The organism is Vibrio sp. 1S139, from assembly GCF_041439475.1.
Classification (GTDB): domain Bacteria; phylum Pseudomonadota; class Gammaproteobacteria; order Enterobacterales; family Vibrionaceae; genus Vibrio; species Vibrio crassostreae_C.
The window spans coordinates 23,809-46,946 of sequence record NZ_JBGOOD010000033.1 but is presented as its reverse complement, the minus strand read 5'-3'; the positions used below and the strand labels follow the sequence as shown (position 1 = coordinate 46,946).

Genomic DNA, 23,138 nt, shown 5'->3' with positions numbered 1-23,138 from the left:
GTGTACCTTTTTATTTTTTATTAAATCGACTTGGAAGAGCCTTTATCGCAAAATCTTGGACTCTTTCCGACATGGCAAAAGCCCCCTCGTGGCTCTGCGCCTGTCTTAAATAGCGATCAGTTACCAATATTGAAAGATGACCTAGTCGCCCTTTGACACTTGTAATAGCTTTACTCCATGCTCTCGCAGGGTCAACGCCTGCTTTGATGAAGGCTTCATGATACTGTTCCATTCTGCGCACTGCATAAGTTGATCTAAGGTTGTGGACGGTGTGTGGAAAATCACAGTTATGTTTAATTTTCAGAAACCTTACAATCTCACCAAATCTGTTGGAAATAGTCTTACTGCTGACCGAGTCGACGTAGCTTACCTTCGCTCCTGAAAGCATACCTTTACGAACATTTTTAGTTATTCTATTTAGGAATAATGGGGTGTTTAGAGGATTTTCTTTTAGCGGTTTTTTAGTAATTTGATGGCGAATGACTGCTGTTTTTTTGTACTCCTGTTCTAATGCAATGTATCCCTCGGAACGGACATATTTAAACAGCTCGTACATTAACCGTGCAGGCATCTCGCACACTCTGTTTGTAGTTCCTCCTTTTGTTCGGTTGCCATATTGAGGACCAAAGTTGAAGTCTACATATGTGTTCCTTTCAATATCTTCATTAGTCGGCTTAATAATATTCCCTGAATGTAGGCTAGCAACCTCGTCTGCCCTTAAACCCGAAAAGCGGCAAATTTGAAATTGTCTAATGTTGTTTTCACTGACCTTCCGCTTGGTGCCATCAGTTTCAATACCAAAACGTTCAATTCTCGATTGGTTGTCAAACAAACCCCATTCAGTATCACTCATTGCCATGAGTCGATCTTTCTCTGTTATAGATCTACCTTTGATTCTCAGATCAGTGGAGGGTATGCGCCTTTTTTTGTGTTTCTCCATATCGTTAGCTGAACTAGTGTTATAGGTTATAGACACATCTTCAGCATTAAATGGGCGGAAATCAAATTCAAACCCGTAGCGGTCCTCTAGACATTTGTAAAATTTAACTATTTCACGGATCATGCTCTTAACTGTTGATGCCTTATAGGGTTCAGGGTTTGGTTCGACACCTTTCGGAAGTTTGATGTTCGCCATGTCCATCAAATGACGTTGGAATCTATATGTTGGTCGTTGTGCTTTCATTCGTGGCATATGATGCCACTCTAATTTGTTGTCATCCAAAAATTGAAAATAGTGGACTAATGCTAATGCCAACCCAGCAACGCGGTCTGGACTACCCGAGGTTTCTAGTGCGAGCTTTAAAATTACGGCATTGGCTATTGATATTGGTTCAATAAGGTCTGTTCCTTCAGAGTCTGTTGCAACGCTGCCATCACCATTTAATCTGTAACGCATTAATACATACATATTGCCAATAATCTTTGATTCATTTGAATCATCTTCAAGCTGGAGCTCTATTAACATTTCTCCTGTTTCTTGATCGACGGTTTCTACACGCACTAGTGGACTATATCTAAAATCCTCAATTTTTCGTTGTAATATATATGTGTTAGCCACTGAATCTTCCATTTACCAACCCCCAATTAGTTCGACTATAGTGCAACCACTGATTTATTCATATTTTAACGGGGAACTTATTGTAAACATATGTTGCGGGGAACTTACTTCTTCATCCCGAACTACCCATCAGATATCGCAACAGTAAACTTCGATGTTTCTGGCACCACCAAGATTGGTAAGTGGTACTTCAACCACTCATTCATGTCGGTGGGTTTAATCGGTGTCGTGGGCGCATGTTGTTTAGGCTACGCTCTGGCACAGATTTTTATCGCTTAATTGTCGCTTAATCGACTAGCGAGATAAGAAACGAGAAACAGCGCCTATTGAGGCGCTGTTTTTGTTTCTGACGCTTGAAAAGGTATGTGAATTAAGTAAAAGGCAATTTAGATCAAAATATTAGCTAATATTATTAGTTGCAAGTGGGGTAGTGGTGATATAACGCTATTTTTGTGAGACGAAGAGGCACTAATGATTACTAACTTTGAGCAATTAGAGCAAGATATGGCATCCACTCCATCGTTTGATGGTCAGTTAGCTAAACTGGTCCACCTCAAGAACAGCAATGGAATGAGTGTATCCTTCATGGATATTGGAGCTACTTGGCTGAGTTGTTCTATGCCAGTGAATGAAGTAGCTCGAGAGGTGTTACTTCGCTCACCCAATATGGCTGAGCATATGGAGCAGAGCTCTTATTTTGGTGCGATTGTTGGACGTTTTGCAAACCGTATCGCTAAAGGCCAATTCGAACTTGAAGGGAAGCGCTACCAACTCGGGGTTAATAATGGTGAAAACTCATTACATGGTGGAGTAGAGGGCTTTGATAAAAAGCGTTGGAGCATTGTTGAACAAAGTGCACAAAAGGTAGTGTTTACTCTTCATATCAAAGATGGTGATCAAGGGTATCCGGGTAATCTTGGTGTCAAAGTTACCTATTCTCTAACGGATGACAACCAAGTATCTATTTCTTATGAAGCCAATACTGATAAGACTTGCCCCGTTAACTTAACCAATCATGCTTACTTTAATTTGGCTGGTGAGGCTTCTGGTTCGAAAAGCTTGGATCATGTATTGCAGTTGAGTTCAGGCCATTATTTACCAACAGATCAAGGCTTAATACCAACGGGAGAAATAAAGGCGGTTGAGGATACGAGTTTTGATTTTTCAAACGCAAAGCTCATTGGGCGGGATTTTCTGACTGAGTCGGACCAGAAAATGGCTGGTGGTTATGATCATGCTTTTGTGCTTCAGCCTGAAGTGACCGATGGAGAGTCGGTTGCAGCGGTTCTGGTTGCACCTGCAAAAGAAGTCGTGATGAAGGTAAAAACGACGAAGCCTGCTATTCAGTTTTATTCGGGTAACTTTCTAGCAGGGACGCCTGGTAAGAGTAAAAATTATGAGTTGTACGATGGTCTTTGCTTAGAAACCCAATATTTTCCAGATGGTCCCAATAAGCCAGAATGGGGACCTAACCGCGGGCTCCTGAAGTCTGGAGAGCTTTATCAACATCAGACGGTTTATCAGTTTAAGTTTTAGGCCCTAACTATTGGTGGGCTATGTGCCCACCTTATCCGATGGTGTTGAGGATGTACGAATAATCAATTCTCCTTCCACTTTTCGTCTACTGGATAACAAAGGCTGAGCCTCAATTTGCGCCATTAAGGACTCAATCGCTAGCTTGCCCATATCTGAGTAAGGTAATTCAACGGATGTTAACGCAGGAAAACTTTCCGATGCGATTTGTTGGTTATCGTAGCCAACGATCGCGACATCTTGAGGGATCTTAAGCCCTAGTTCAGCCAGTGCTTGATAGCACCCCATCGCCATGTAATCACTGCCACAAAAGATAGCTTCTGGTGGTTGAGCTAACTTAAACAAAGCTAATGTCTGCTGATGTGCTTCTTTTAATGACCAGTTGGCCTCTGCTAAGTAATTGCTGTTCGGGACAATATCGGCATCAATTAGTGCCTGACGGTAGCCTTCACTGCGTTGTTGGCTCGCAAGCATCCAGTTTTCGCCTGTGAGCATAGCAATACGACAATAGCCTTGTTGGATAAGGTGAGAGACCGCTTTGTAAGCACCGATCATATCGGCAGGTAAAATGCTTGGTGCATCGCTATTGCTTTCGTTTGTGCAGTTTAGGAGCACGGTTGGCAGAGGCGTATTGACCCGTTGTTGTTCAAGTTCACGAGTCATGCTCGATGCGTACACCAAGCCTGCATAATCTCCGCTGTTGATTTCCACTTCAATTTTGCTCGCTAGCACTTCATCGTGGCTGTAATTGAAGATCACTAAAATAAAGTCGTTCGCCCAAGCCTCTTCACGCGCTGAGTTTATAGCATCAATAAAAGGGTCATAACTCGATAACCCGTTGACAACCAGTGCTATTTTATTAGGTCGACCCAGCGCATGAGCGACTTTCTTATTTTTGTAGCCAAGTGATTCGGCGGTATCGAGCACTTTACTTTTTGTGGTGTCTGCAATTTTTACAGACGTTGAACCATTAAGTACCAGTGATACCGTTGATTGAGACACACCTGCCGCTGCAGCAATGTCACTCATAGTGATTTTTTTAGCCATCGTAAATTTCAACTCAACTTAGTTAGCTAAAGATATTAGCTAATTATCAGCTTTCGATCACCTGTTAAAGATGGGGATCACAAAAAGTTGTCCGAGCAGTCTGATAGTTGTGATTGCTCACTCGTTTTTAATCTTAGATAGTAGCGATAAAAATGCAGCTCATTATATTAGCTAATATTATTAGTTAATAATTTAGTTTCAAGGTGAGTAAGATGAAAAGATGGTCTGAAGACAAAGCGTGGCAATGGCAACAACAACATGGATGGTTACGTGGATTTAATTACTTACCAAGGACGGCTGTAAACTGGAACGAAATGTGGCAAGCAGACTCATTTTCACCAGAAATAATGGAACAAGAGTTGGCTTGGGCGAGAGAGGTTGGCTACAACACGCTGCGTACCAATTTGCCTTTCATTGTGTGGCAAGTCGACCGCCAAGGACTGCATGAGCGCATTGATCATTTCTTAGATATTTGTGAACGAAACCAGATTAAGGTAATGATGACCCCAATGGATGATTGTGGATTCTCCGGTGACCATCCGTATCTAGGTCAACAAAAAGCCCCCGTCCCTGACCTGCATAATAGCCAAGCTGCGGCCAGCCCAGGTCGTAATGTTGTTATGGATAAGTCACAGTGGGGTGACGTTGAAACTTACATCCGTGACATTATCTCGACTTATAAAAACGACCCGCGTATTGCGATTTGGGATCTGTACAACGAGCCTACCAACCGTATGATTTTTACCACCAATGGTGAGCTAGCTTACGATGAAGAAATGGAGACGTTTAGCCACGAGTTGATGGAAAAAGCGTTTGAGTGGGCGCGCGATGTGAACCCTACTCAGCCCCTAACGGTGGGTGCATGGCATTGCCCTAGTATTCTCGACCGTAGTTTGCCTATTTTTGAGCATCCAACCGATCGCCGAGCGATGGAGCTATCGGACATTATCACTTTCCATGCTTATCTTCCGTTGGATTTGTTCCATGAAGCGCTGAAAGTTGTGCAAGCGCACAATCGCCCGATGATGTGTACCGAGTGGTTAGCACGTCATGCACAATCTTCCTTACATGAACAGCTGCCAATTTTTAAAGATAAGAATATTGGCTGCTATCAATGGGGATTAGTGAAAGGTAAAACACAAACGCACCTTCCTTGGCCTGAAATTAAACGCAATGACGTTAACTATGCCAGTCAGTGGTTCCACGATCTGCTTGATGAGCAAGGACAGCCATATGATGCAAGCGAAGTACAGTTGATTCAAACACTCGCAGAGGTGGAATAACTGTCATTTAGCCGGCCTAGAGAAAAAGGTCGGCTTCTAAACTAGAATTAAATCAATCGAGACGTGAACAATGACTACTATAAAAAATAGATTGAACAATAGAGAGCTGATTTCTTATTTCGGTTATGGCGTGGGCCAATGCTTTAGTTTTGGCTTGGTTGGCTCGTTCATCTTGTACTTCTACACCGATATTCTCGGTATTTCGCCGATTGCTGCGAGTACCATATTTCTTATTGCACGAGTGTGGGATGCTGTTAATGATCCGTTGATTGCTGGCTATATGGATACGTTAGAATCTCGCTTCGGTAAGTTCCGTCCCTACATGTTGTTTACTCCGTTTTTGATTGTATTGGTGACCATCGCTACCTTCTATAATATCGATGCGGACATGTCGACTAAAGTGATGTATGCGGGTATCACTTATATTCTGTGGGGTACCCTTTACACCATCTCTGACGTGCCATTTTGGTCAATGTCGTCGGTGATGACTGATGAGCCTCAAGAGCGTGCCAAAGCAGCAACGTGTGCCATGTTAGGTGTTAATGCTGGTATTGGCGCAACGCTAGTTATTTTTCCTAAATTAAGCGCATTTTTTGCTGATGGTCGTGCTGATCAAGGTTACTTACCTGCTGTTATCGTATTGATGGTGGCAGGTCTGCTGTTTATGCTGAACGGTTTCTACAATACCAAAGAGCGTATTTCGACGGCGAGCTGTGAAAAAGTAACACTGAAAGATACTTTTCAAGCGGTACGTAAAAACAAGCCATTATTCTTCATCTTGGCTGCATTCTTTATGAATGTGTTCTTCAATCTAGTTAATGGTTTATACATTTTCTTTTTCACCTACAACATGGGCGATGCAGGTTTAGTTTCATTGATTGGTACTATCACTTTAGTCAGTGCTATCGCGTGTTTAGCGACGCCAATCCTAACTAAACGTTTCAAGAAGAGAGATATCTTTATTGCGCTATGTGTGTTGGAAATTATCGCACGTGTTGGTTTTTATCTAACAGGTTATGACAACACAACGGTGGTGATGATGTGGCTGGCAGTAGTAACGGGGCTCTTTATGATGACTAACCCGCTTATTTCAGCGATGATTGCAGATACCGTTGAATACTCTTACTACCATAGTGGTAAGCGTACAGCAGCGATAACTTTCTCTGGCCAAACATTTACAGGTAAATTTTCCGTTGCGGTAGCAGGTGGTTTAACAGGTCTGATCCTGACAACTATTGGTTATGTTCCAAATGCGGACCAAACAGAAACAGCATTGAATGGCATGTTCTTTTGTATTGCTTTACTGCCGGCTTTAGGGGCTTTGGTACGTATATTTATTATGTCTCGTTATACCTTTACTGAAGACCAGCATGCAATTTTACGCGAAAAACTTGAGCGTGGTGAGTTTGCTGAAGGGGTTGTTGATAAGTCAGTAATTACGCACAAAGCGACGTCTTAGTTGTTGAGGTTATTACCACTCATTGCATCCTAGAAAACAGCGCCTAAATTGGCGCTGTTTTGTTTTAACAGGTTTCGTTTATTAGCTTTCAGGAGAGCTATTAACGTGGCTCAAAAGCCAGCGACTGAATTGCTTCTTCAATCGTTAGGAAGTGGATCTTCATCAGGCACACTTCAGCTTTTTGAAACTCGTGGTTTCGAATCAGCTTGGTCACGCTTTCTACTGAATATTGCTCAGGCCGTTTCGCTAGAGACAGTTGATTTGATATCGATTGAAGTGCGTAGCTGTTACCCTCTGAATCAATGAGGTAATCATCTTCGCCCAAGATCATGTCTGAGCATTCTGCTTGAAATTCGTGTTCGGATGCGACGTAAATAAGCTCATCATCACCGTCGAGTTTTACCAAAGATGGCCAACTGATCATTACTGCCCTTTCTATGTGCTGCTTACTGCTTTTAATAGTGGTGACGACAAGCAATTATATAAAAGTTATCGTCATCTGCTTTATACACTAATCGATTCTTGTCATCGATTCGTCTTGACCAAAAGCCAGACAGGTTGCCGACTAGTGGCTCCGGCTTTCCAATCCCTTCAAAGGGCGTTCTTTTAGCGGCTTCAATCAACTTATTTAGTTTCTTGAGCGTTTTCTTGTCTTGGGTTTGCCAGTATAGGTAATCTTCCCAAGCATTATCTGTAAATACAATCTTTCGATCATTCGTCATTATTCAATTCTCGAACGGTTGTATTTCCGGCTTCGAGTTGAGCAATAGATTCAGCCAATCTTTCAGCGTTTTTAGGCGAGCTCATTAGGTACAAGGTTTCTTGCATTGAATTAAAATGATCAAGAGACATGACCACTGCATCTTCTGAATCTCGTCTGGTTATTACCGTAACATCAGAATCGTCTACCACTCTATCGAGCACAGACTTAAGGCTATTTCTGGCCTCAGTAAAAGAAACAATATTCATCACTTATTTACCCTGTTGTTTTTGGATATGTTTAATCTTTCTATATACACAGAATAGTTAATCATTCATGAATTAACTATTCTACATGTTCCGCTTGTTGTACATGTTATATCAGAGGTTACACATGATCAACTTATGGTACATGTCATTCATTGTAAATATGCAGAGAGTTACTGACTCAAAATGCTATTTACTCAAAGATCGGCCTAATGGTGCGAAGTAACCTTGCAGGGCTTGGTATATCTGTTCTCGGTGCGCCATATCAGGATACACGGGGTACATATCAGGCTTGGTTGTGCCATCCACTAGATAAGCGTTCTTGATATCGGAACACGATTCAATCACGGATTCAAAAGCGCGCGCCATCATCTCTGTGGGTAGTGAGAAGTAACGGGCAGACATCGCTTTGTCGGCAATAACACTGCGAGCCACATAATCGTGTTTGTCCAAGTTATTGTCGCTAAGCAGTGTGGCATCAAACAGAGACATCAAACTTTCGTTTAATGGATGAGGTCGCACCGTTCTATCGTGCAACCAACAGTCGCTGGCGAACAGGATCTGCTTGCGAGGGCCAGAGGTATCGCCGATTTCAAACGCTTTCTCAGCGATATAGTGGTCAAATGCATGCCAAAACTCGTGAGCGAGCGCGCCAGCTCCGGCATTCTTCGCGAGGGCTAATTCTCGTTGGTTCGGGGCATAGTGCGCTTGTACGCCTTTTCTGCCGCCACTGCCGAACGCTAAGCCTAATGTGCCGCGAAGGCCAATCGCTTCTGGTGGCAAAGCCAAGATGTAAGCCAAGTCGGCTAGCGAGTCGAATATCAGATTTGCGGCCAACTCTTTTTCTTCTTTCGTGACCCAAGCCCCCACACGAATGCTGCCCATACCGAAGGTCTGTTTGATGTCCATAAAAGACACCTGGTCGCCGTGCCGGTAGTCTGGGCCTTCGCGCGTTTTGTATTTAAAGTGAGTTAACTTCAAAAGGGTCCTTGGAAACAGACGTAAGAATGAATGGGGTGCTCAGCGAGATGCACTTGTGTGAGATGCATCTCTTGGAATTAAAGGACGTTAGCACTTTTGATAGCAAATTGCCGAACAAAATTAGTCTAGATTAAGTTCGAACGCTTCCCATGAGGTTGGGTTACCTTCGCGAGTGAGTGGAAAGAGTGGCTGTTGTGGTTTTGCATAGCTTAATCGGTGCAGTCTTTGAGTTACGTGGTAGCTATCAAGCCCTGATACCGTGACCAAATTCAACGCTTCTAAATCAAGGTAGCCATCCGGCATCACGGCGCGTTTGGGTGCGTGAATCGTTATAACTTCACCGATCAACATTTGCGTTTGATTGCTTTCGATTGTGATCTGTTCTTTGAACGCTAACCCTATCTTTAAACTGCTCTCCAAGACGAAGGGAGCGGGGAATTTGTCGTCATAATAGGCCGTTAAGCCGACCGCGTTGAATTCTGAGACTGGTTTAGGGTAGCGAGCCGAGGTTTGATGGGCCTTTTTAACAAAGTCAGCACCAATGCTGTTAACGGTGAAGTGCTTTGTTTCTAGAATGTTTTCTAGCGTATGACGTCGGCTTTTATCTGGGCGAACAATAAAACCAAGCAGCGCCGGATCAGACCCTAGGTGAATGACAGAGCTTACTATCGCAAGGTTTTCAAACCTCTGTTTATCACAAGTGCCAATTAGGTTGGCGCTTTTAAATCCAGACAAGGAATTAACTAAACGAATGCGGTGGCGCGGGTCCATTGTTTGGATATCTTGTTTAGAAAGGGTCATATCCTTCATATCTTCTCTTCTTCTCATTTATTGTTATCTTCGAGCATGCTCACTAACGGACTTATATGTACGAAGAATCCGCTTTTATCGATCAAAGAGCGCTTATTGGCCGTGGGCAGTTTGTCTCTTTTATCTCTGCTACAGCACAATGAACGAGATCCTTTGCATAGATTTACGTACGTTGACGTCCCTTTACATCACAGGAGCTAAAGTAATGATGTCGTCTTTATGAGTGTTAACAAATGAAAACAGTCCGCAATATCATTTGGGCAATGATTGCCACAATGTTAGCCTTTTGGTTTGCGATGGAACCGCAATTATTCGCTTCAAGCGATGTCTTTGAATGGCGCTCAGCCATGATTCAGTACTCAGGTATTTTGTCTCTGGTGTTAATGTCCATCACAATGATCTTGGCGATGCGTTTGCCTATGGTTGAGAATTGGCTGGAAGGTATGGATAAAGCATATCGAGTCCATAAATGGCTCGGTATCGGTGGTGTTGCACTGGGTGTGACACACTGGTTGTGGTACCAAATACCTAAGTCATTGGTGGTGTCTGGTGTGTTAGATAAGCCTGTTCGACACGATGGTTCAGGGCCGCAAGCTGTTTTGACTGGATGGGAGTTATGGGTCAATGAATTACGCGGTATTGCTCAGAGTATTGGCGAGTGGGGCTTCTACTTGTTGCTCATTTTACTGGTGGCGTCACTATGGGCGGCAGTGAAGTACAAACCGTTTAAATTGTCGCACCGTCTGATGTCGGTTGCGTACCTGTTTATCGCTTTCCACTCAGTAATCCTGCTTAAACGAGCGTATTGGGGAGAACCTATTTATTATCTAACTGTGGCATTTGCTTTGGCTGGGTCTATCGCAGCGATTTACAGTTTGTTGGGCTTGGTTGGGCGTCGTAATCGTCACTCAGCGACGATTATCTCGACTCGCTATTTTCCACAAGCTGAAGTGATGGAGCTGGTGTTAAAACCGGAGGCATCTTGGCAAGGTCACAAAGCTGGGCAGTTTGCGTACTTGCGTTTCGGTAATGAAGACCCGCATCCGTTTACCATTGTTTCTGGCAGTGATGATCCAGAGTTGCGCTTTTTGATCAAAGAGCTGGGTGATTTTACTAATGGCCTATATGAACGAGTGAAAGCGGGCGATGCGGCTACGGTTGAAGGACCCTATGGTCGACTTTATTTTGACCTAAGCAAGCCACAAATTTGGATTGCTGGTGGTGTCGGGATAGCGTCGTTTTTTGCAACACTTGAAGCGCTCAAAACAGAACGAGATCATCCTCGTATTCAACTGTTTTATTGTACTCGCGGTGTTGATAAGCAATTAATCGATGAGTTGTGGCACCTAGCACACGCGGTTGGTGTGAAGTTGACCGTGATAGATACCTTGCACTCACCGCGGCTAAACGCCGGAAGAATTGTCAATCAATGTGGCGACCTCAACGAGTACGAGATGTATTTCTGCGGGCCGGAGTTGTTCTCTACATCACTGAAAAAAGAATTAGACACCTATCAATTTGATATTGAAAAGCACTACCACGAAGAGCTGTTTGTGATGCGTTAAAGCCAACTATTGGAGCTGTGATTGTTAAATTAGTCAATCGGCACAGTGTAAAAAGGCGTAAAGTCACTCAATTTGTTATTGCAGCGGTTTGCTATTGAGCGATACCATATAGGGCTGTTTCTTTGGTAAAGATGTAATTATGTCAGATGAAAAACTCGCACTCGAATGGATGCGCCAACAAGCTCATAAAGTTGACCCATACGTTATCGATCCATCGTTTGATGAATGCGTTGAGTTGCTTGATCCTGCCTTCAAGAAAGGCAAGAGTGTTGCTCAACTCAAGTATCTGTTATCAGAAGCAGATCGCCGAGCGGGCGCGGCAGAACGTAAGCATGCGGCTTTAAAATACGCCAAAGAGAAAAGCCCAAATGCTGGTCAAATCTTGCGACTGCAAAGCAAGCTTCAACAAGTTCAGTTGGCTCTCAAGCTTGCCACTGGCGATAACAATATGACCATATCTCAGTTCTGTGCGGAGTACGATGTCTCTAAGCGTGACGGCAATACGGCATGGAATGAAAAGTTGGTGGAGCAGGGTAAGAGAAAGTAGCGATCTCTATTTCTATTTTTTGATTTAGTCGTTTTTCTATTGAACTTTAAATCATGCTCGCAGAGCCGTTAACTCGGTATCTTGAACCCCAATCATTGATATGCATTGCCGTGGTTTGAGCGCGGCGTATTGTCTCAACGATGCCCTCATTATTTTGGTGACGCACTCATGAACCTCTCCCAGATTGACCTGAATCTTCTTTTCGTTCTTAAGCATTTACTCGAAGAAAAACACGTCTCTAATACCGCAATGTCTCTGAACATGAGCCAGTCTTCGGTAAGTCGTACGCTACAAAAAATGCGTACCTTCTTTGATGATGAGCTGCTGGTACGTAAGAAGTATGGCTATGAGCTGACCCCAAAAGCAGAGTCGATTAAAAACGATATCAACACCGTTATTACTAACCTGGAAAAGTTGGTTCATAAGCAGTCGTTTGACCCAAGCAAGGTTGATAGTACTGTGAAATTTTATGGCTTACTGCCTCAAATTAATACCTTAATACCTTAATGCCCAAGGTGATCGCTAAGATCCGCAAAGAAGCGCCGAACATGATCGTGAGTTTAGATTCTGCGCCCAAGCGTCATTTCGAATCCTTGGTCGCAGGTGATGTGCACTTTGCCTTATCTTCGCATCAGCCGCCTTCTGCTGAGCAAAATATCTATCGTATGACAGTGGCGAAGCGCACGTTCCGTTTGTTGATGAGCCGAGAGCACCCATTGGCGAATGAAACTCTGACCCCACAAAAGCTGGCGGAATATGATTTTGGCCAAGTCTCTCTACAAGGTGAGAAAAGGCTCTCTTTCGAACACAAATACCAAGAACTCGGTTTAGCCAATAAAAAGCAGCGCCTGTCTGCACCTGTGCAGTTGAGTAACTTCAGCTCGGCGCCAAGTATTGCTGCTGAAACCGACATCATCTTTCACCTTCCAACACCTTTTGCAGAAGCAGCGTGTCATGATCCCCGCCTGATCACCAGAGAAGTCCCAGAAGAACTCCACTTGAGCTTTCAAGAAGTTTATTTGTACTGGCACAAGCGATTTCATGATGACCCGATGTGTGAATGGGTACGTGAAATATTCAAAGACCTCTATGTAGGCAAAGATACGTACTCTTAAAAGAGAGTGACTTCTAGTTAAGTAAGCACCGAAGTCTGAGTGATTTGAGAGCCGTTATTCGCAACATCATCAGTTTCATATCAAGCATAAGGTGAAGGTAACTATCCGTCTGGCGGATAGCGATATTCTATTTTGGCGATAGCATTATGCTTGAAGCGAATGATTTACGCCGCTCTAATTAAGAATGTTTATTAAATGCAATCTCAATTTAAGTAGAGCCAAGATGAACACTATTCAAACGTTTACTCGTTCCCCCCTTTCTAAGTCTATAGCTGCTGCGTGTTTTGTATTCCCTGTGATGGGCTTTGCTAACGAACAAGTAAATCAAGTTGATACCGAAGCTTTGACCATTGAAGCGACGACTATGGAAACCATGGTTGTGACAGCAGCTGGTTATGAGCAGGTTGTCACTGAAGCGCCAGCGTCGATCAGCGTGATTACTCGTGAGCAGCTGGAAAACCGATCGTATAAAGATCTGACAGACGCGCTGCGTGATGTACCTGGTGTGATAGTGACAGGTGGTGGTTCGAGCCAAGACATTTCAATACGTGGTATGCCTGCAGAATACACGGCGATTTTGGTCGATGGACGCAAGCAGTCTGGCCGTGAAACACAACAAAACAGCAGTGGTGGCTTTGAGCAAGATTGGCTACCACCTCTAAGCGCGATTGAGCGAGTTGAAGTCGTGCGTGGCCCAATGTCGACGCTTTACGGTTCAGACGCGATTGGCGGTGTGATCAACATTATCACTCGTAAAGATTATCAAGAGTGGTATGGCAGCGTACGTGGTGAAACAACACTGCAAGAGAACTCAGACTCGGGCAATTCATATCAAAGCCAAGTGCATCTAGCGGGCCCTCTTATTGATGGCTTGTTGAGTGCTTCTTTCTCTGGTTTATATCAAGAGCGTAAGGAAGATGAGATTCTTTACGGATACGGAGGCAAAACATTAGAGAGTTACCGTGGCGCACTACACTTGACGCCTACGGATGACGATACTTTCTCGTTTGATTACACCTATCACGATCAAGAACGAGTGACGACGGATGGAAAATCGAAAACCACAGACTCTGAGCGTGTGAACAATCGTCAATCATTGGGCCTATCTCACTCAGGCAACTACGACTGGGGCTCGGGCACTTCATACATCAACAATGAAACGGTTGAGAATGAAGGCGGAGAAATGGAAGTGGAAAACCTGACTCTGAACTCACAATGGTCTATGCCTGTGCTTGAGGCGCACTACCTAACTATCGGCTTCAACTATACACGTCAGGAGCTGACAGATTCTGCAGAAGATCATGTCTTCAAAAATAACCAATGGTCACTGTTTGCGGAAGATGAATGGTACATCACCGATTCTTTTGCTCTAACAACTGGCCTCAGATTTGATCAAAATGACGTGTTCGAGTCTCATCTGAGCCCTCGCGTTTATGGTGTGTGGAGTGTCGACTCATATTGGACAGTGAAATGGGCGTGTACTTTGTTGGCGATGCCGATTTAAGCTCGAACTTCACCGTGTTCTACAGTGACTTTAAAGACAAGATCGACAAGAAAGAGCTGAGCACTAACTGTGGCCGACGTGGTTGTGATTCTACCTACGTGAACATTGAAGACGCGATTACTTACGGTGCTGAATACACGATAAATAAAGGCATTACCGAGGCGATTTCTGTCGGTTCGACGTATACCTATACACATACTGAGAAGCAGTCCGGTGAAGATGAGGGTAAGCCACTAACGCAAATTCCTGAGCATTTAGCTACCGTAAATGCAGATTGGCAAGTACGTGATGATGTCCAATCTTGGATACGAGTGACATACCGTGGCAAAGAGTCAGAACCGACAACGAGTAGTTCAAAAACACAATACGAAGCGCCATCAATTACTTATGTTGACTTAGGTGCCAACTGGTATGTGCAAAAGAACCTTAAGGTGATGGCTGGTATCTACAACCTATTTGATGAACAAACCGATTACGAAGAGTTTGGCTACGTTGAAGATGGTCGTCGTTGCTGGCTAGCAGCAGAAGCGTCATTCTAGATAAGAGGTTCATAATGAAAAAGATAACAAAATTACTGATGCTTTCATTTGTTGGATTATCGGCTGCTAATGCTAATGCTAATGCTAATGCGGTATACACAGTAGAAAAGGACATCTTGTTTAAGACGGTAGAAGCACGAGAGATCAAGCTTGATCTCTACCTTCCCAAAACAGAAGCAAAGGTTGATGGAAAATATCCGTTGCTCGTTTGGGTACATGGCGGTGCGTGGAAGCGTGGCACTAAAGACGATATTCCGACTAAAAACCCGTTGTTGCTTAATTCTGTTTTGGATGAAGGTTATGCGTTGGCTGCGGTCGATTATCGTTTAAGTGGCGAAGCAACTTTCCCAAAACCAGTCGCGGATATTAATGATGCTATTAACTATCTTCATGACCATGCTAACAAGTACAATCTTGCCGCCGATAACGTGGTTATGATGGGGCGTTCAGCTGGTGGTCATTTAGCGGGATTGGTCGGCGCAAGTAATACGTACGGTGACATTAGCTTTTACTCAGAACCTAAGTATCGAGTGGCTGGAGTTGTAAGCTTTTTTGGCCCGACGGACCTGCTGGAACTAGGTAATAAAGGGAACAGACCAACCAGTAAAAAGTCGTCGGTGTCACGCTTTTTAGGTGATATCCCGAGTGAAGTACCAGAGCTAGCGGCACAAGCTTCAACGACCAGTTATATAAACAGTGATGCTCCGCCTTACATTCAGTTCCATGGAACACTGGATAAGCGAGTGCCTTTAGCGCAAAGCCAGATCCTCAAACATGCTTTGGACAAGTACGGCATTGAGAATCAGCTGTTTATCGAGGAGGGTGTTGGTCATAGTGCTCCAATTTTTGATACCGATAAATATGTACCGCATGTGATTGCGTTTTTAAAGCGACATTATCCAATTAAATAATCTCTACTTTTGTGACGTTACAACGCGCTAGAAAGCATTCATTGAGCCATTTAAAGCCAAGTTGATCACTAAGGTTCAACTTGGCTTTTTTATTGGAAGCTTTCATAAGTATCTGGATTCATTTCTAACTTCCCTTTTATGATTCGATCGTCATTTATTAGATCGAACAAAACCGTGTTCACCTTCGATAATTGAGTTATTTATCAGTTAAAGGTGGTGGTTATTGTGTGTTTCATCACGATTTGTTCATAACTGACTCTAACTTATCGACGACCTTGATAAAGGCTTCAATGTGCGCGATACACTATTTTTCGCCCATTAATCAATTTCACTTGTGACAAAGTTATCAGAATTATGCATTTTCGGTAACGTTCCCGAAATTATCGATCTATCATCCACTCAGATACAAAAGTGAAGTAATCAACACGACTGATTTCTATTTCTTCTTCGATATAGAGCTTATACATCAAAAGTATAAGCCGAAATGTGCTTACGAATTGTTTTGGGAACGTTTGCAAATAATCCAAAACAATTAACGTGAGAACATCAGAATGAAACGACACATTTTAGCGGTTGCTGTAACAATGGGGCTAATGACTACATCGGTATTAGCAAGTGAAGACGTTGCAGCATTAGAGCAACGTATTAATGAATTAGAACAAAGGGTTGCACAAACAGAGCAGGTCTCTACCGAGGCCAATGAAAAGGCTTCTTCGTTTGAGTTTCACGGCTATGCTCGCTCTGGGTTATTGATCAACGACGACCTAAACGGCGCGACAGGTACTGGTCCTTACATGACAGCGGCGGGTGCCATTGGAGCTCCAATTGGACGTCTTGGTGTTGAAGATGATCATTACGTTGAAGCGAACTTGATTCATAAGCGATTTGCAGACGATGGCTCTAGTGCTTTGTTTCGCATCATGTTGGCCGACAGTACTGAGACAAATAACGAGTGGACTGCCAGCGAAAGCCAGTTGAATGTGCGACAAGTGTATTCAGAACTGAACCGTCTGAGCATGTTCTCTGAATCTGAAGCGTTTTCTGAAGCAACGTTTTGGGCGGGTAAACGATTCGATCGCGACAACTTTGATATTCACTTTTTCGATTCGGATATTGTCTTCTTATCAGGTACTGGTGCGGGCGTTTATGACGTTCAGATGAGCGACAACTGGAAAGCGAATTTCTCTATTTATGGCCGAGATTTTGGTGAGATTGATAGCTCGTCAACAGATGTAGAAAACTACATTGCAACTATGAATAACCGTATTGGCCAATGGCAAGTGATGTTGAGCGGTATGACCTCAGCAGACAACGATAGCCGCCTAAATGGCGCAGCTGAAAGTGGTGTACACGCAATGTTTGCGTACCATGGAGACAACTTCTTTGGTCTGAGCGAAGGCTTCTCTAAAACGGGTATGTTAGTGGGTAGTGGCCTAGGTGCAGAGCTAAAAGGCATCGGTTCAAATGGTGATCTACTGGATGACGCGAAAGCCGTTCGCCTGTTTAGCTACGGTGTCACTCGCATTGGCGACAACTGGCGCTTAGCACCTGCATTAATGGCAGAGCATAGCCAAGATCGTTTGAAGAAGAATGACGAGTTCACATGGGCTTCTTTAAACGTTCGATTAGCTCAAGAGTTCACAGAGAACTTTGAGATGGTTTACGAAGGTTCATTGCAATACATGGATTTAGACAACTCGACAGAGCAAGCGAGCGGCGGTTTCTACAAAGCGACAGTTGCACCAACACTCAAGCTTTCAACTAGCACTGGTTTCTTTGATAGGCCTGAACTGCGTTTCGCTGTGAGCTATGTGGATTGGAGTGAAGACCTGAATGGTTACTCGATTAGCACTGAAGCAGATGCTGCAACGATGGGAGAGGGCGGCGAGGTTCTGTTTGCACTGCAGATGGAAACTTGGTTCTAATTGCTTGATATATCGTTTAGATAGAGAGTGTTACTCATGATGTGATAGTCGCATCACCAAATGCCAACCTTATCGTTTCAACTCGAAGGTTGGCATTTTTTATCTTGGGATAACCTGATCTCTGAAATAAATCGCTAGCAAGACTCTCGGTCAATAGTGGTGAAGGTCAACACCATCTTGCTCATTTCAAAGCCTTTTTTCTCAATACGGTCGAGTAGCAGCTTGGCTCCATTTTCTCCCGCTTTATCAAACGCATAGTTAAACGTAGACAGCGTTGGTGTGCATACTGAAGCAAGTTCATCATCACCCACGCCGAGTACCAAGACATCCTTTCCTGGAACGAGGCCCGCTTCTTGAATTGCTCTGATCGCACCGATTGCGATACGGTCAGTGGCGCAGAATAGGCCGTCGAGCTTGGTGTGCTCCTTGAGATACTGCTTCGCCAGTTGGTAACCTGATTCTATGGTGAAGTCGCCACGGGCGTGAAATTGCAGTGTGAGGTCGTTAAATTGAAGCGATTGAGCGAAGCCTTCCGATCTCATCTTATCAACCGCAATATCATCACCTTGCACACCGATGAATCCCATATGCTTACAAGCTTTCGCTATGAGGCGATTACCCGCTTCAAACCCTACGCGAGTGTCGTCGTGCACAATGCTTGGGATGTTAAACATTGACCCGTCTTGACCAACCAATACCACGGGTACGGCAGAGCTTTGAATCGCTTTGACTAATTGGTTGTCGAGGTGGGTCGCGTACAGGATGATGCCTTCAACACGCTTCTGGTTAAATATCTGAATATATTCAAGTTCTTTATGGTGTGTTTGGTGTGTGCTCGCTAATAATACATGCTTGCCCGCTTGCTCTAAGACGGCGGTTAAACCATCGACACCCTGAGAGGTGGCATGGGAAGAAACCCTAGGAACAATCACGCCAACCAGGTTGGTTTTTTGGGACTTTAAGTCTTTAGCGACTTGGTTTGGGAGATAGCCACACTCTTCAACCGCTTTACGCACCTTCACCTTGGTCGCGTCTTTTACGCCATACTCATCATTGATTACTCTTGAAACCGTCGACTTGGAAACTCCAGCGAGACGAGCGACATCATGAAGACTAGCCATTATTCATTATCCAATTGTAATTTTAGTTTTGGGATTGTTTGCAAACAGAGCATCAAATTTACCTGTTATTAGGGGATTTTAACCCTGTCTTCTTATCCTAGGGAGATAATTTGAAGATCATTCTCACACTATTGAGCAGTTATCTTTGATCATTTGTTATTTCTAGGCAAAAATTTGTTTTGCAAACGTTCCCGAAAATTCAAAAGCTCAAATGATAATCCAATGGGGTATGTAATGAATTATCCAAAAATAGCAAAAGAGCTGCTTTCTCTATTAGGTGGTAAAAGTAATATCACCGCACTCGCACACTGCGCGACTCGTCTGCGTCTTGCGGTTGCAGACCAAGATAAAATTGATGAACAGGCGATTGATAACCTAGAAGGGGTTAAGGGCCAGTTTAAAGTGGCAGGTCAATATCAGATCATCTTTGGCTCAGGCATCGTAAACCAAGTTTATGCTGAGTTGGCTAAGCTGACTGAAATGACGGAAATGTCGACCAACGATGTGGCGTCTGCAGGTGCTGACAACCAAAATATCCTGCAACGCGCGGTGAAAGGCCTGTCTGATATTTTTGTACCAATCATTCCGGCGATTGTTGCTGGTGGTTTGTTGATGGGTATCTACAACCTATTGACGGCTCAAGGCTTATTCATTGATGGCAAATCTTTAATCGACGCTAATCCGGGTTTGACCGACTTAGCAAACATGATCAATACATTTGCTAATGCTCCTTTTGTGTACTTACCTATTTTATTAGCATTTTCAGCGAGTAAGAAGTTTGGTGGTAACCCATACCTTGGCGCGGCTTTAGGTATGTTGATGGTTCACCCAGACTTGCTTAACGGCTGGGGCTTCGGTGGCGCATCAGTGTCGGGCAGCATTCCGGTTTGGAACATTTTAGGTTTCGAAATCGAGAAAGTAGGCTATCAAGGTTCAGTACTACCCGTTCTTGTTTCTGCGTTTATTCTAGCGAAAGTTGAGCTTGGGCTGCGTAAAGTTATTCCTTCGGTTCTGGATAACTTGCTAACGCCGCTATTGGCGATTTTCATAACTGGTTTGTTAACATTCACGATTGTTGGTCCATTTACTCGTGATATCGGCTTCCTGCTTGGTGACGGCCTAAATTGGTTATACAACAGTGCTGGCTTCATTGGCGGTGCGGTGTTTGGTTTGATTTATGCGCCGTTTGTTATTACTGGTATGCACCATAGCTTTATTGCTATTGAAACTCAGCTGCTTGCGGATATCGCAACAACTGGTGGTACGTTCATCTTCCCTATCGCGGCGATGTCTAACGTGTCACAAGGTGCAGCGGCACTGGCGGTTGGTTTCATGAGTAAAGATAAGAAAATGAAAGGTATCGCGATTCCTTCTGGTGTGACTGGCTTGCTTGGTATTACTGAACCTGCAATGTTCGGTGTGAACTTGAAGCTTCGCTATCCATTCATTGCTGCGGTTTGTGCCGCTGCGATTTCAAGCGCGTTTATCACGATGTTCAATGTGAAAGCACAAGCACTGGGTGCGGCGGGTATTCCTGGTATCATCTCAATATCACCAGAAAAGATTGGCTACTACGTGGTAGGTATGATTATCGCGTTCGTGACTGCCTTTGCTCTGACCGTTGTTTTAGGTCTGCGCGAGCGCAGCAAGCAAAACATTAAAGCAACAGCTTAACGTTTCTCCCTAGAAGTGAAGCCCCCCTTTTCACTTCATTTCCTAAGCTTTGGGGTGCTAGCTAGGTGATTTGGCTTAGCTAGCCTTTTTATATTTTCACATGACAGCGTGAAGTGTCACCTTGCTTTTGGTTGCTACTGCTTTCGATTGCCATCGCTTTCGGTTGTCATGATTTTCAGTTTTAAGGTAAGAAAGATGAATCAAGTTTGGGTAACTGGAGACGCCGTCGTCGACCTCATTCCGGAGACTGACGCGACATTATTGAAATGTCCGGGCGGTGCGCCTGCTAATGTCGCGGTAGCGATTTCTCGCCTTTTAGGCAAAAGCGCATTTTTTGGCCGAGTGGGTAACGATCCGTTTGGCACTTTTATGGAAGTGACTCTGCAAAAGGAAGGTGTGAATACCGAGCGTTTGGTGAAGGACCCTGAACAACGCACGTCAACCGTGGTGGTCGATCTTGATGACCAAGGCGAGCGTAGCTTTACGTTTATGGTTAAGCCAAGTGCCGACCAGTTTATGTCTGTTGAAGACATTCCCGAATTTAAGAAAAACGAGTGGCTACACGTCTGCTCGATCTCTTTGGCTAATGAACCAAGCCGAAGCAGTACCTTCGAAGCGATCCGACGTATGAAAGCCGCGGGCGGTTACATCAGCTTCGATCCAAACCTTCGCGATGAAGTGTGGCAAGATCCATCTGAAATCAAGCCTGTGGTCATGAAAGCGGTTGAGTTGGCGGATGTGGTTAAATTCTCTGAAGAAGAGTTGGATTTCTTAACCGGTTCAACTTCGATGGAGCAAGGTTTGGCTCATATTGCAGATCTTAACAACACGCTTGTTCTGGTTACACAGGGTGCGAAAGGTGTTTGGCGAGTATTTGAAAAGCAAGGTGTGTTGATTTCAGGTCGCTCAGTGACGCCAGTGGATACCACGGGTGCAGGCGATGCTTTTGTTGGCGGTTTGCTTGCAAAGCTTTCTCAAGATGATGAGTGGAACAATCAACAAGTCGTCGATTCTGCAATTCAGTGGGCGAATGGGTGTGGTGCACTGGCGACCACGCAAAAAGGCGCAATGACCGCACTTCCAACGCAAGAAGCTCTTACTCAGTTTATTCAAAAAGACTCTTCAAATACGAATGCCGTAGAGGAGAGTGTATGAGTTTGAACTCGAACTGGACAGTAGAGCAAAGATATCGCCGTATAGAAGATATTTCTCTAGAGAGTATTGATGCGATGGTAGAGCTTCGCAAACAAGACTCTGGCTATCCAAGCTACCATATTGCGCCTAAGTTTGGTCTGCTTAATGATCCGAATGGTCTGTGTTTCTTTAATGGTGAACACCACCTATTTTACCAATGGACGCCAGTTGGCCCCGTCCATGGTATGAAGTACTGGTACCACCTTTCTACCAAAGACTTCGTTCATTTCGAAGACCACGGTATTGGCTTGCACCCAGACCAAGATTACGACTCTCACGGTGTTTACTCTGGTGGTGCATTGGTCGAAAACGACAATGCATTGTTGTTTTTTACAGGTAACAAGCGCGATGGAAATTGGTTGCGAGTGCCAACTCAATGTTTTGCCAAGATGACTGCTGACGGCAAAATAGAAAAGCACGGCGTGGTTATCGAAAACGATCACTACACCGAACATTTCCGCGACCCAAAAGTGTGGAAACAGGGCGGCGATTATCTGATGGTTGTGGGTGCTCAAACGCCTCAAAATACTGGCTCTATGGCGCTATATTGCAGCCGAGACCTGATGAATTGGCAGCACAAAGGTCCAATTCAAACTCGTTACAACAACCTTGGCTATATGTGGGAATGCCCAGATTTCTTTGAAATAGAGAATCAGTCGGTGATGCTGTTTTCTCCACAAGGTGTGTCTAGCGAAAATCCATACGATTTCAAAAATATCTACTCGGTGGCTTATATCGTCGGTGACCGCTTAAATCTCGATTCGGTAGAACTGGAAAACCACCAAGATATTGCGCAGCCAGATTATGGCTTCGATTTCTATGCACCACAGACTTATTTAGATGATACAGGCCGCCGTATTCTGATTGCTTGGATTGGTCTGCCTGAGATTGATACACCATCTAATGAGTATCAGTGGGCGGGCATGTTGTCGTTACCACGCGAACTTCAAATCCAAGATGGCTATCTTGTTCAGTCTGCTTTACCTGAATTGAAAGCGCTACAGGGTGAAGCTGTGGTGGTTGAAAATGCTCTTGAATTGGATACAACCAGCTTCATGGTTGAGCTCGAAACGGATACTGACGAGTTTGAGTTTACACTTACTAACGTTGCGGGTGATAACATCGTATTCAGTGCTACAGAAAAGGAGTTCATGCTTGATCGCAGTAAGATGTCTCAGCTCTACGCGGAAGAGTTTGGCTCAGTGAGAAAAGCACCGAGGTTGAGCACCAAGCAAATCATCGAGGTTTATGTTGATAAGTCAGTGATCGAAATCTTTATCAATGGCGGTAAGCACACAATGACCAGCCGTTTCTTCATTGATGACTTGAGTTCATTGTCGATGACTGGTGACGTGAACACCGTTTATCACTCGATGAACCCAATTAAAGGGTTGGACAACTAACCT

At 44.1% G+C, this 23,138-nt stretch carries 18 protein-coding genes and 3 pseudogenes; 13 read left to right on the top strand and 8 right to left on the bottom strand.

Translation table 11 applies throughout. The annotated features are described in order from the left end of the window. Positions 1-10: 10 nt before the first annotated feature. On the bottom strand, positions 11-1,570 hold the full coding sequence (locus ACED46_RS12750) for a hypothetical protein (RefSeq protein WP_371721593.1): 1,560 nt from the start codon (positions 1,568-1,570) through the stop codon (positions 11-13). Positions 1,571-1,663: 93 nt separating this feature from the next. Here ACED46_RS12750 and ACED46_RS12745 point away from each other — a divergent pair. Then, positions 1,664-1,837: pseudogene (locus ACED46_RS12745) on the top strand (anaerobic C4-dicarboxylate transporter); the annotation flags it as partial. 192 nt (positions 1,838-2,029) lie between these two features. Continuing rightward, positions 2,030-3,094, top strand: a complete 1,065-nt coding sequence (gene galM / locus ACED46_RS12740; RefSeq protein ID WP_017069082.1) for a galactose-1-epimerase — start codon at positions 2,030-2,032, stop codon at positions 3,092-3,094. An 18-nt stretch (positions 3,095-3,112) separates the two neighbouring features. Here galM and ACED46_RS12735 read toward each other — a convergent pair whose 3' ends face one another. Continuing rightward, a complete protein-coding gene (locus ACED46_RS12735; protein ID WP_017064985.1) occupies positions 3,113-4,138 on the bottom strand; it encodes a LacI family DNA-binding transcriptional regulator in 1,026 nt (341 codons plus the stop codon). A 212-nt stretch (positions 4,139-4,350) separates the two neighbouring features. Here ACED46_RS12735 and ACED46_RS12730 point away from each other — a divergent pair, with 212 nt between their 5' ends. Both ACED46_RS12730 and ACED46_RS12725 read left to right on the top strand, forming a co-directional pair. Then, positions 4,351-5,421, top strand: coding sequence for a cellulase family glycosylhydrolase (locus ACED46_RS12730; RefSeq protein ID WP_017064984.1), 1,071 nt, complete (start codon positions 4,351-4,353; stop codon positions 5,419-5,421). Positions 5,422-5,491: 70 nt separating this feature from the next. After that, complete coding sequence (locus tag ACED46_RS12725) at positions 5,492-6,880, top strand: MFS transporter (RefSeq protein ID WP_371721592.1); 1,389 nt, start codon at positions 5,492-5,494, stop codon at positions 6,878-6,880. A gap of 100 nt (positions 6,881-6,980) precedes the next feature. Here the strand turns inward: ACED46_RS12725 and ACED46_RS12720 are convergent, their stop codons facing one another. From ACED46_RS12720 to ACED46_RS12700, 5 genes are all read right to left on the bottom strand, one after another. Then, positions 6,981-7,304, bottom strand: coding sequence for a DUF4144 domain-containing protein (locus ACED46_RS12720; protein ID WP_136974165.1), 324 nt, complete (start codon positions 7,302-7,304; stop codon positions 6,981-6,983). Positions 7,305-7,335: 31 nt separating this feature from the next. After that, a complete protein-coding gene (locus ACED46_RS12715; RefSeq protein WP_017069754.1) occupies positions 7,336-7,602 on the bottom strand; it encodes a Txe/YoeB family addiction module toxin in 267 nt (88 codons plus the stop codon). Further along, entirely contained in the window at positions 7,592-7,849 is a 258-nt protein-coding gene (locus ACED46_RS12710) for a type II toxin-antitoxin system Phd/YefM family antitoxin (protein WP_017061616.1), read from the bottom strand. Before ACED46_RS12710 ends, ACED46_RS12715 begins: the two co-directional genes overlap by 11 nt. Positions 7,850-8,035: 186 nt before the next feature. Beyond that, positions 8,036-8,827, bottom strand: a complete 792-nt coding sequence (locus ACED46_RS12705; protein WP_017061617.1) for a CLCA_X family protein — start codon at positions 8,825-8,827, stop codon at positions 8,036-8,038. A 120-nt stretch (positions 8,828-8,947) separates the two neighbouring features. After that, positions 8,948-9,637, bottom strand: a complete 690-nt coding sequence (locus tag ACED46_RS12700) for a flavin reductase family protein (RefSeq protein ID WP_371721591.1) — start codon at positions 9,635-9,637, stop codon at positions 8,948-8,950. 233 nt (positions 9,638-9,870) lie between these two features. On the opposite strand from ACED46_RS12700, the gene ACED46_RS12695 reads away from it, so the two are divergent. The 6 genes and pseudogenes from ACED46_RS12695 (at position 9,871) to ACED46_RS12670 (ending at position 17,743) form a co-directional block, all read left to right on the top strand. Further along, on the top strand, positions 9,871-11,202 hold the full coding sequence (locus ACED46_RS12695; RefSeq protein WP_371721590.1) for a ferric reductase-like transmembrane domain-containing protein: 1,332 nt from the start codon (positions 9,871-9,873) through the stop codon (positions 11,200-11,202). 139 nt (positions 11,203-11,341) lie between these two features. After that, positions 11,342-11,749, top strand: coding sequence for a hypothetical protein (locus ACED46_RS12690; protein WP_017054885.1), 408 nt, complete (start codon positions 11,342-11,344; stop codon positions 11,747-11,749). Positions 11,750-11,917: 168 nt separating this feature from the next. Then, positions 11,918-12,864, top strand: a pseudogene (locus ACED46_RS12685) (LysR family transcriptional regulator). A 298-nt stretch (positions 12,865-13,162) separates the two neighbouring features. Further along, positions 13,163-14,907: pseudogene (locus tag ACED46_RS12680) on the top strand (TonB-dependent receptor domain-containing protein). 14 nt (positions 14,908-14,921) lie between these two features. Next, complete coding sequence (locus ACED46_RS12675) at positions 14,922-15,818, top strand: alpha/beta hydrolase fold domain-containing protein (RefSeq protein ID WP_371721589.1); 897 nt, start codon at positions 14,922-14,924, stop codon at positions 15,816-15,818. Positions 15,819-16,369: 551 nt separating this feature from the next. Beyond that, the gene (locus tag ACED46_RS12670) at positions 16,370-17,743 is read left to right on the top strand and encodes a carbohydrate porin (protein ID WP_102320859.1); all 1,374 of its coding nucleotides are present in this window, start codon (positions 16,370-16,372) and stop codon (positions 17,741-17,743) included. A gap of 134 nt (positions 17,744-17,877) precedes the next feature. Here the strand turns inward: ACED46_RS12670 and ACED46_RS12665 are convergent, their stop codons facing one another. Beyond that, the gene (locus tag ACED46_RS12665) at positions 17,878-18,864 is read right to left on the bottom strand and encodes a LacI family DNA-binding transcriptional regulator (RefSeq protein ID WP_017067468.1); all 987 of its coding nucleotides are present in this window, start codon (positions 18,862-18,864) and stop codon (positions 17,878-17,880) included. 234 nt (positions 18,865-19,098) lie between these two features. On the opposite strand from ACED46_RS12665, the gene ACED46_RS12660 reads away from it, so the two are divergent. From ACED46_RS12660 to ACED46_RS12650, 3 genes are all read left to right on the top strand, one after another. Further along, positions 19,099-20,538 carry a sucrose-specific PTS transporter subunit IIBC gene (locus tag ACED46_RS12660; protein WP_017064972.1) on the top strand — a complete coding sequence of 480 codons (1,440 nt, stop codon included), beginning with the start codon at positions 19,099-19,101 and terminating at the stop codon, positions 20,536-20,538. 195 nt (positions 20,539-20,733) lie between these two features. Then, on the top strand, positions 20,734-21,693 hold the full coding sequence (locus ACED46_RS12655) for an aminoimidazole riboside kinase (protein ID WP_371721588.1): 960 nt from the start codon (positions 20,734-20,736) through the stop codon (positions 21,691-21,693). Continuing rightward, positions 21,690-23,135 (top strand): sucrose-6-phosphate hydrolase, encoded by a 1,446-nt coding sequence (locus ACED46_RS12650; RefSeq protein ID WP_102320860.1) that lies wholly within the window; start codon positions 21,690-21,692, stop codon positions 23,133-23,135. Before ACED46_RS12655 ends, ACED46_RS12650 begins: the two co-directional genes overlap by 4 nt. Positions 23,136-23,138: the final 3 nt, after the last annotated feature.

Excerpts from the sequence above, each read along its gene's own strand:
- ACED46_RS12750 (WP_371721593.1), bottom strand. The coding sequence starts at position 1,570 with ATGGAAGATTCAGTGGCTAACACATATATATTACAACGAAAAATTGAG.
- galM (WP_017069082.1), top strand. The coding sequence starts at position 2,030 with ATGATTACTAACTTTGAGCAATTAGAGCAAGATATGGCATCCACTCCA.
- ACED46_RS12735 (WP_017064985.1), bottom strand. The coding sequence starts at position 4,138 with ATGGCTAAAAAAATCACTATGAGTGACATTGCTGCAGCGGCAGGTGTG.
- ACED46_RS12730 (WP_017064984.1), top strand. The coding sequence starts at position 4,351 with ATGAAAAGATGGTCTGAAGACAAAGCGTGGCAATGGCAACAACAACAT.
- ACED46_RS12725 (WP_371721592.1), top strand. The coding sequence starts at position 5,492 with ATGACTACTATAAAAAATAGATTGAACAATAGAGAGCTGATTTCTTAT.
- ACED46_RS12720 (WP_136974165.1), bottom strand. The coding sequence starts at position 7,304 with ATGATCAGTTGGCCATCTTTGGTAAAACTCGACGGTGATGATGAGCTT.
- ACED46_RS12715 (WP_017069754.1), bottom strand. The coding sequence starts at position 7,602 with ATGACGAATGATCGAAAGATTGTATTTACAGATAATGCTTGGGAAGAT.
- ACED46_RS12710 (WP_017061616.1), bottom strand. The coding sequence starts at position 7,849 with ATGAATATTGTTTCTTTTACTGAGGCCAGAAATAGCCTTAAGTCTGTG.
- ACED46_RS12700 (WP_371721591.1), bottom strand. The coding sequence starts at position 9,637 with ATGAAGGATATGACCCTTTCTAAACAAGATATCCAAACAATGGACCCG.
- ACED46_RS12695 (WP_371721590.1), top strand. The coding sequence starts at position 9,871 with ATGAAAACAGTCCGCAATATCATTTGGGCAATGATTGCCACAATGTTA.
- ACED46_RS12690 (WP_017054885.1), top strand. The coding sequence starts at position 11,342 with ATGTCAGATGAAAAACTCGCACTCGAATGGATGCGCCAACAAGCTCAT.
- ACED46_RS12675 (WP_371721589.1), top strand. The coding sequence starts at position 14,922 with ATGAAAAAGATAACAAAATTACTGATGCTTTCATTTGTTGGATTATCG.
- ACED46_RS12670 (WP_102320859.1), top strand. The coding sequence starts at position 16,370 with ATGAAACGACACATTTTAGCGGTTGCTGTAACAATGGGGCTAATGACT.
- ACED46_RS12665 (WP_017067468.1), bottom strand. The coding sequence starts at position 18,864 with ATGGCTAGTCTTCATGATGTCGCTCGTCTCGCTGGAGTTTCCAAGTCG.
- ACED46_RS12660 (WP_017064972.1), top strand. The coding sequence starts at position 19,099 with ATGAATTATCCAAAAATAGCAAAAGAGCTGCTTTCTCTATTAGGTGGT.
- ACED46_RS12655 (WP_371721588.1), top strand. The coding sequence starts at position 20,734 with ATGAATCAAGTTTGGGTAACTGGAGACGCCGTCGTCGACCTCATTCCG.
- ACED46_RS12650 (WP_102320860.1), top strand. The coding sequence starts at position 21,690 with ATGAGTTTGAACTCGAACTGGACAGTAGAGCAAAGATATCGCCGTATA.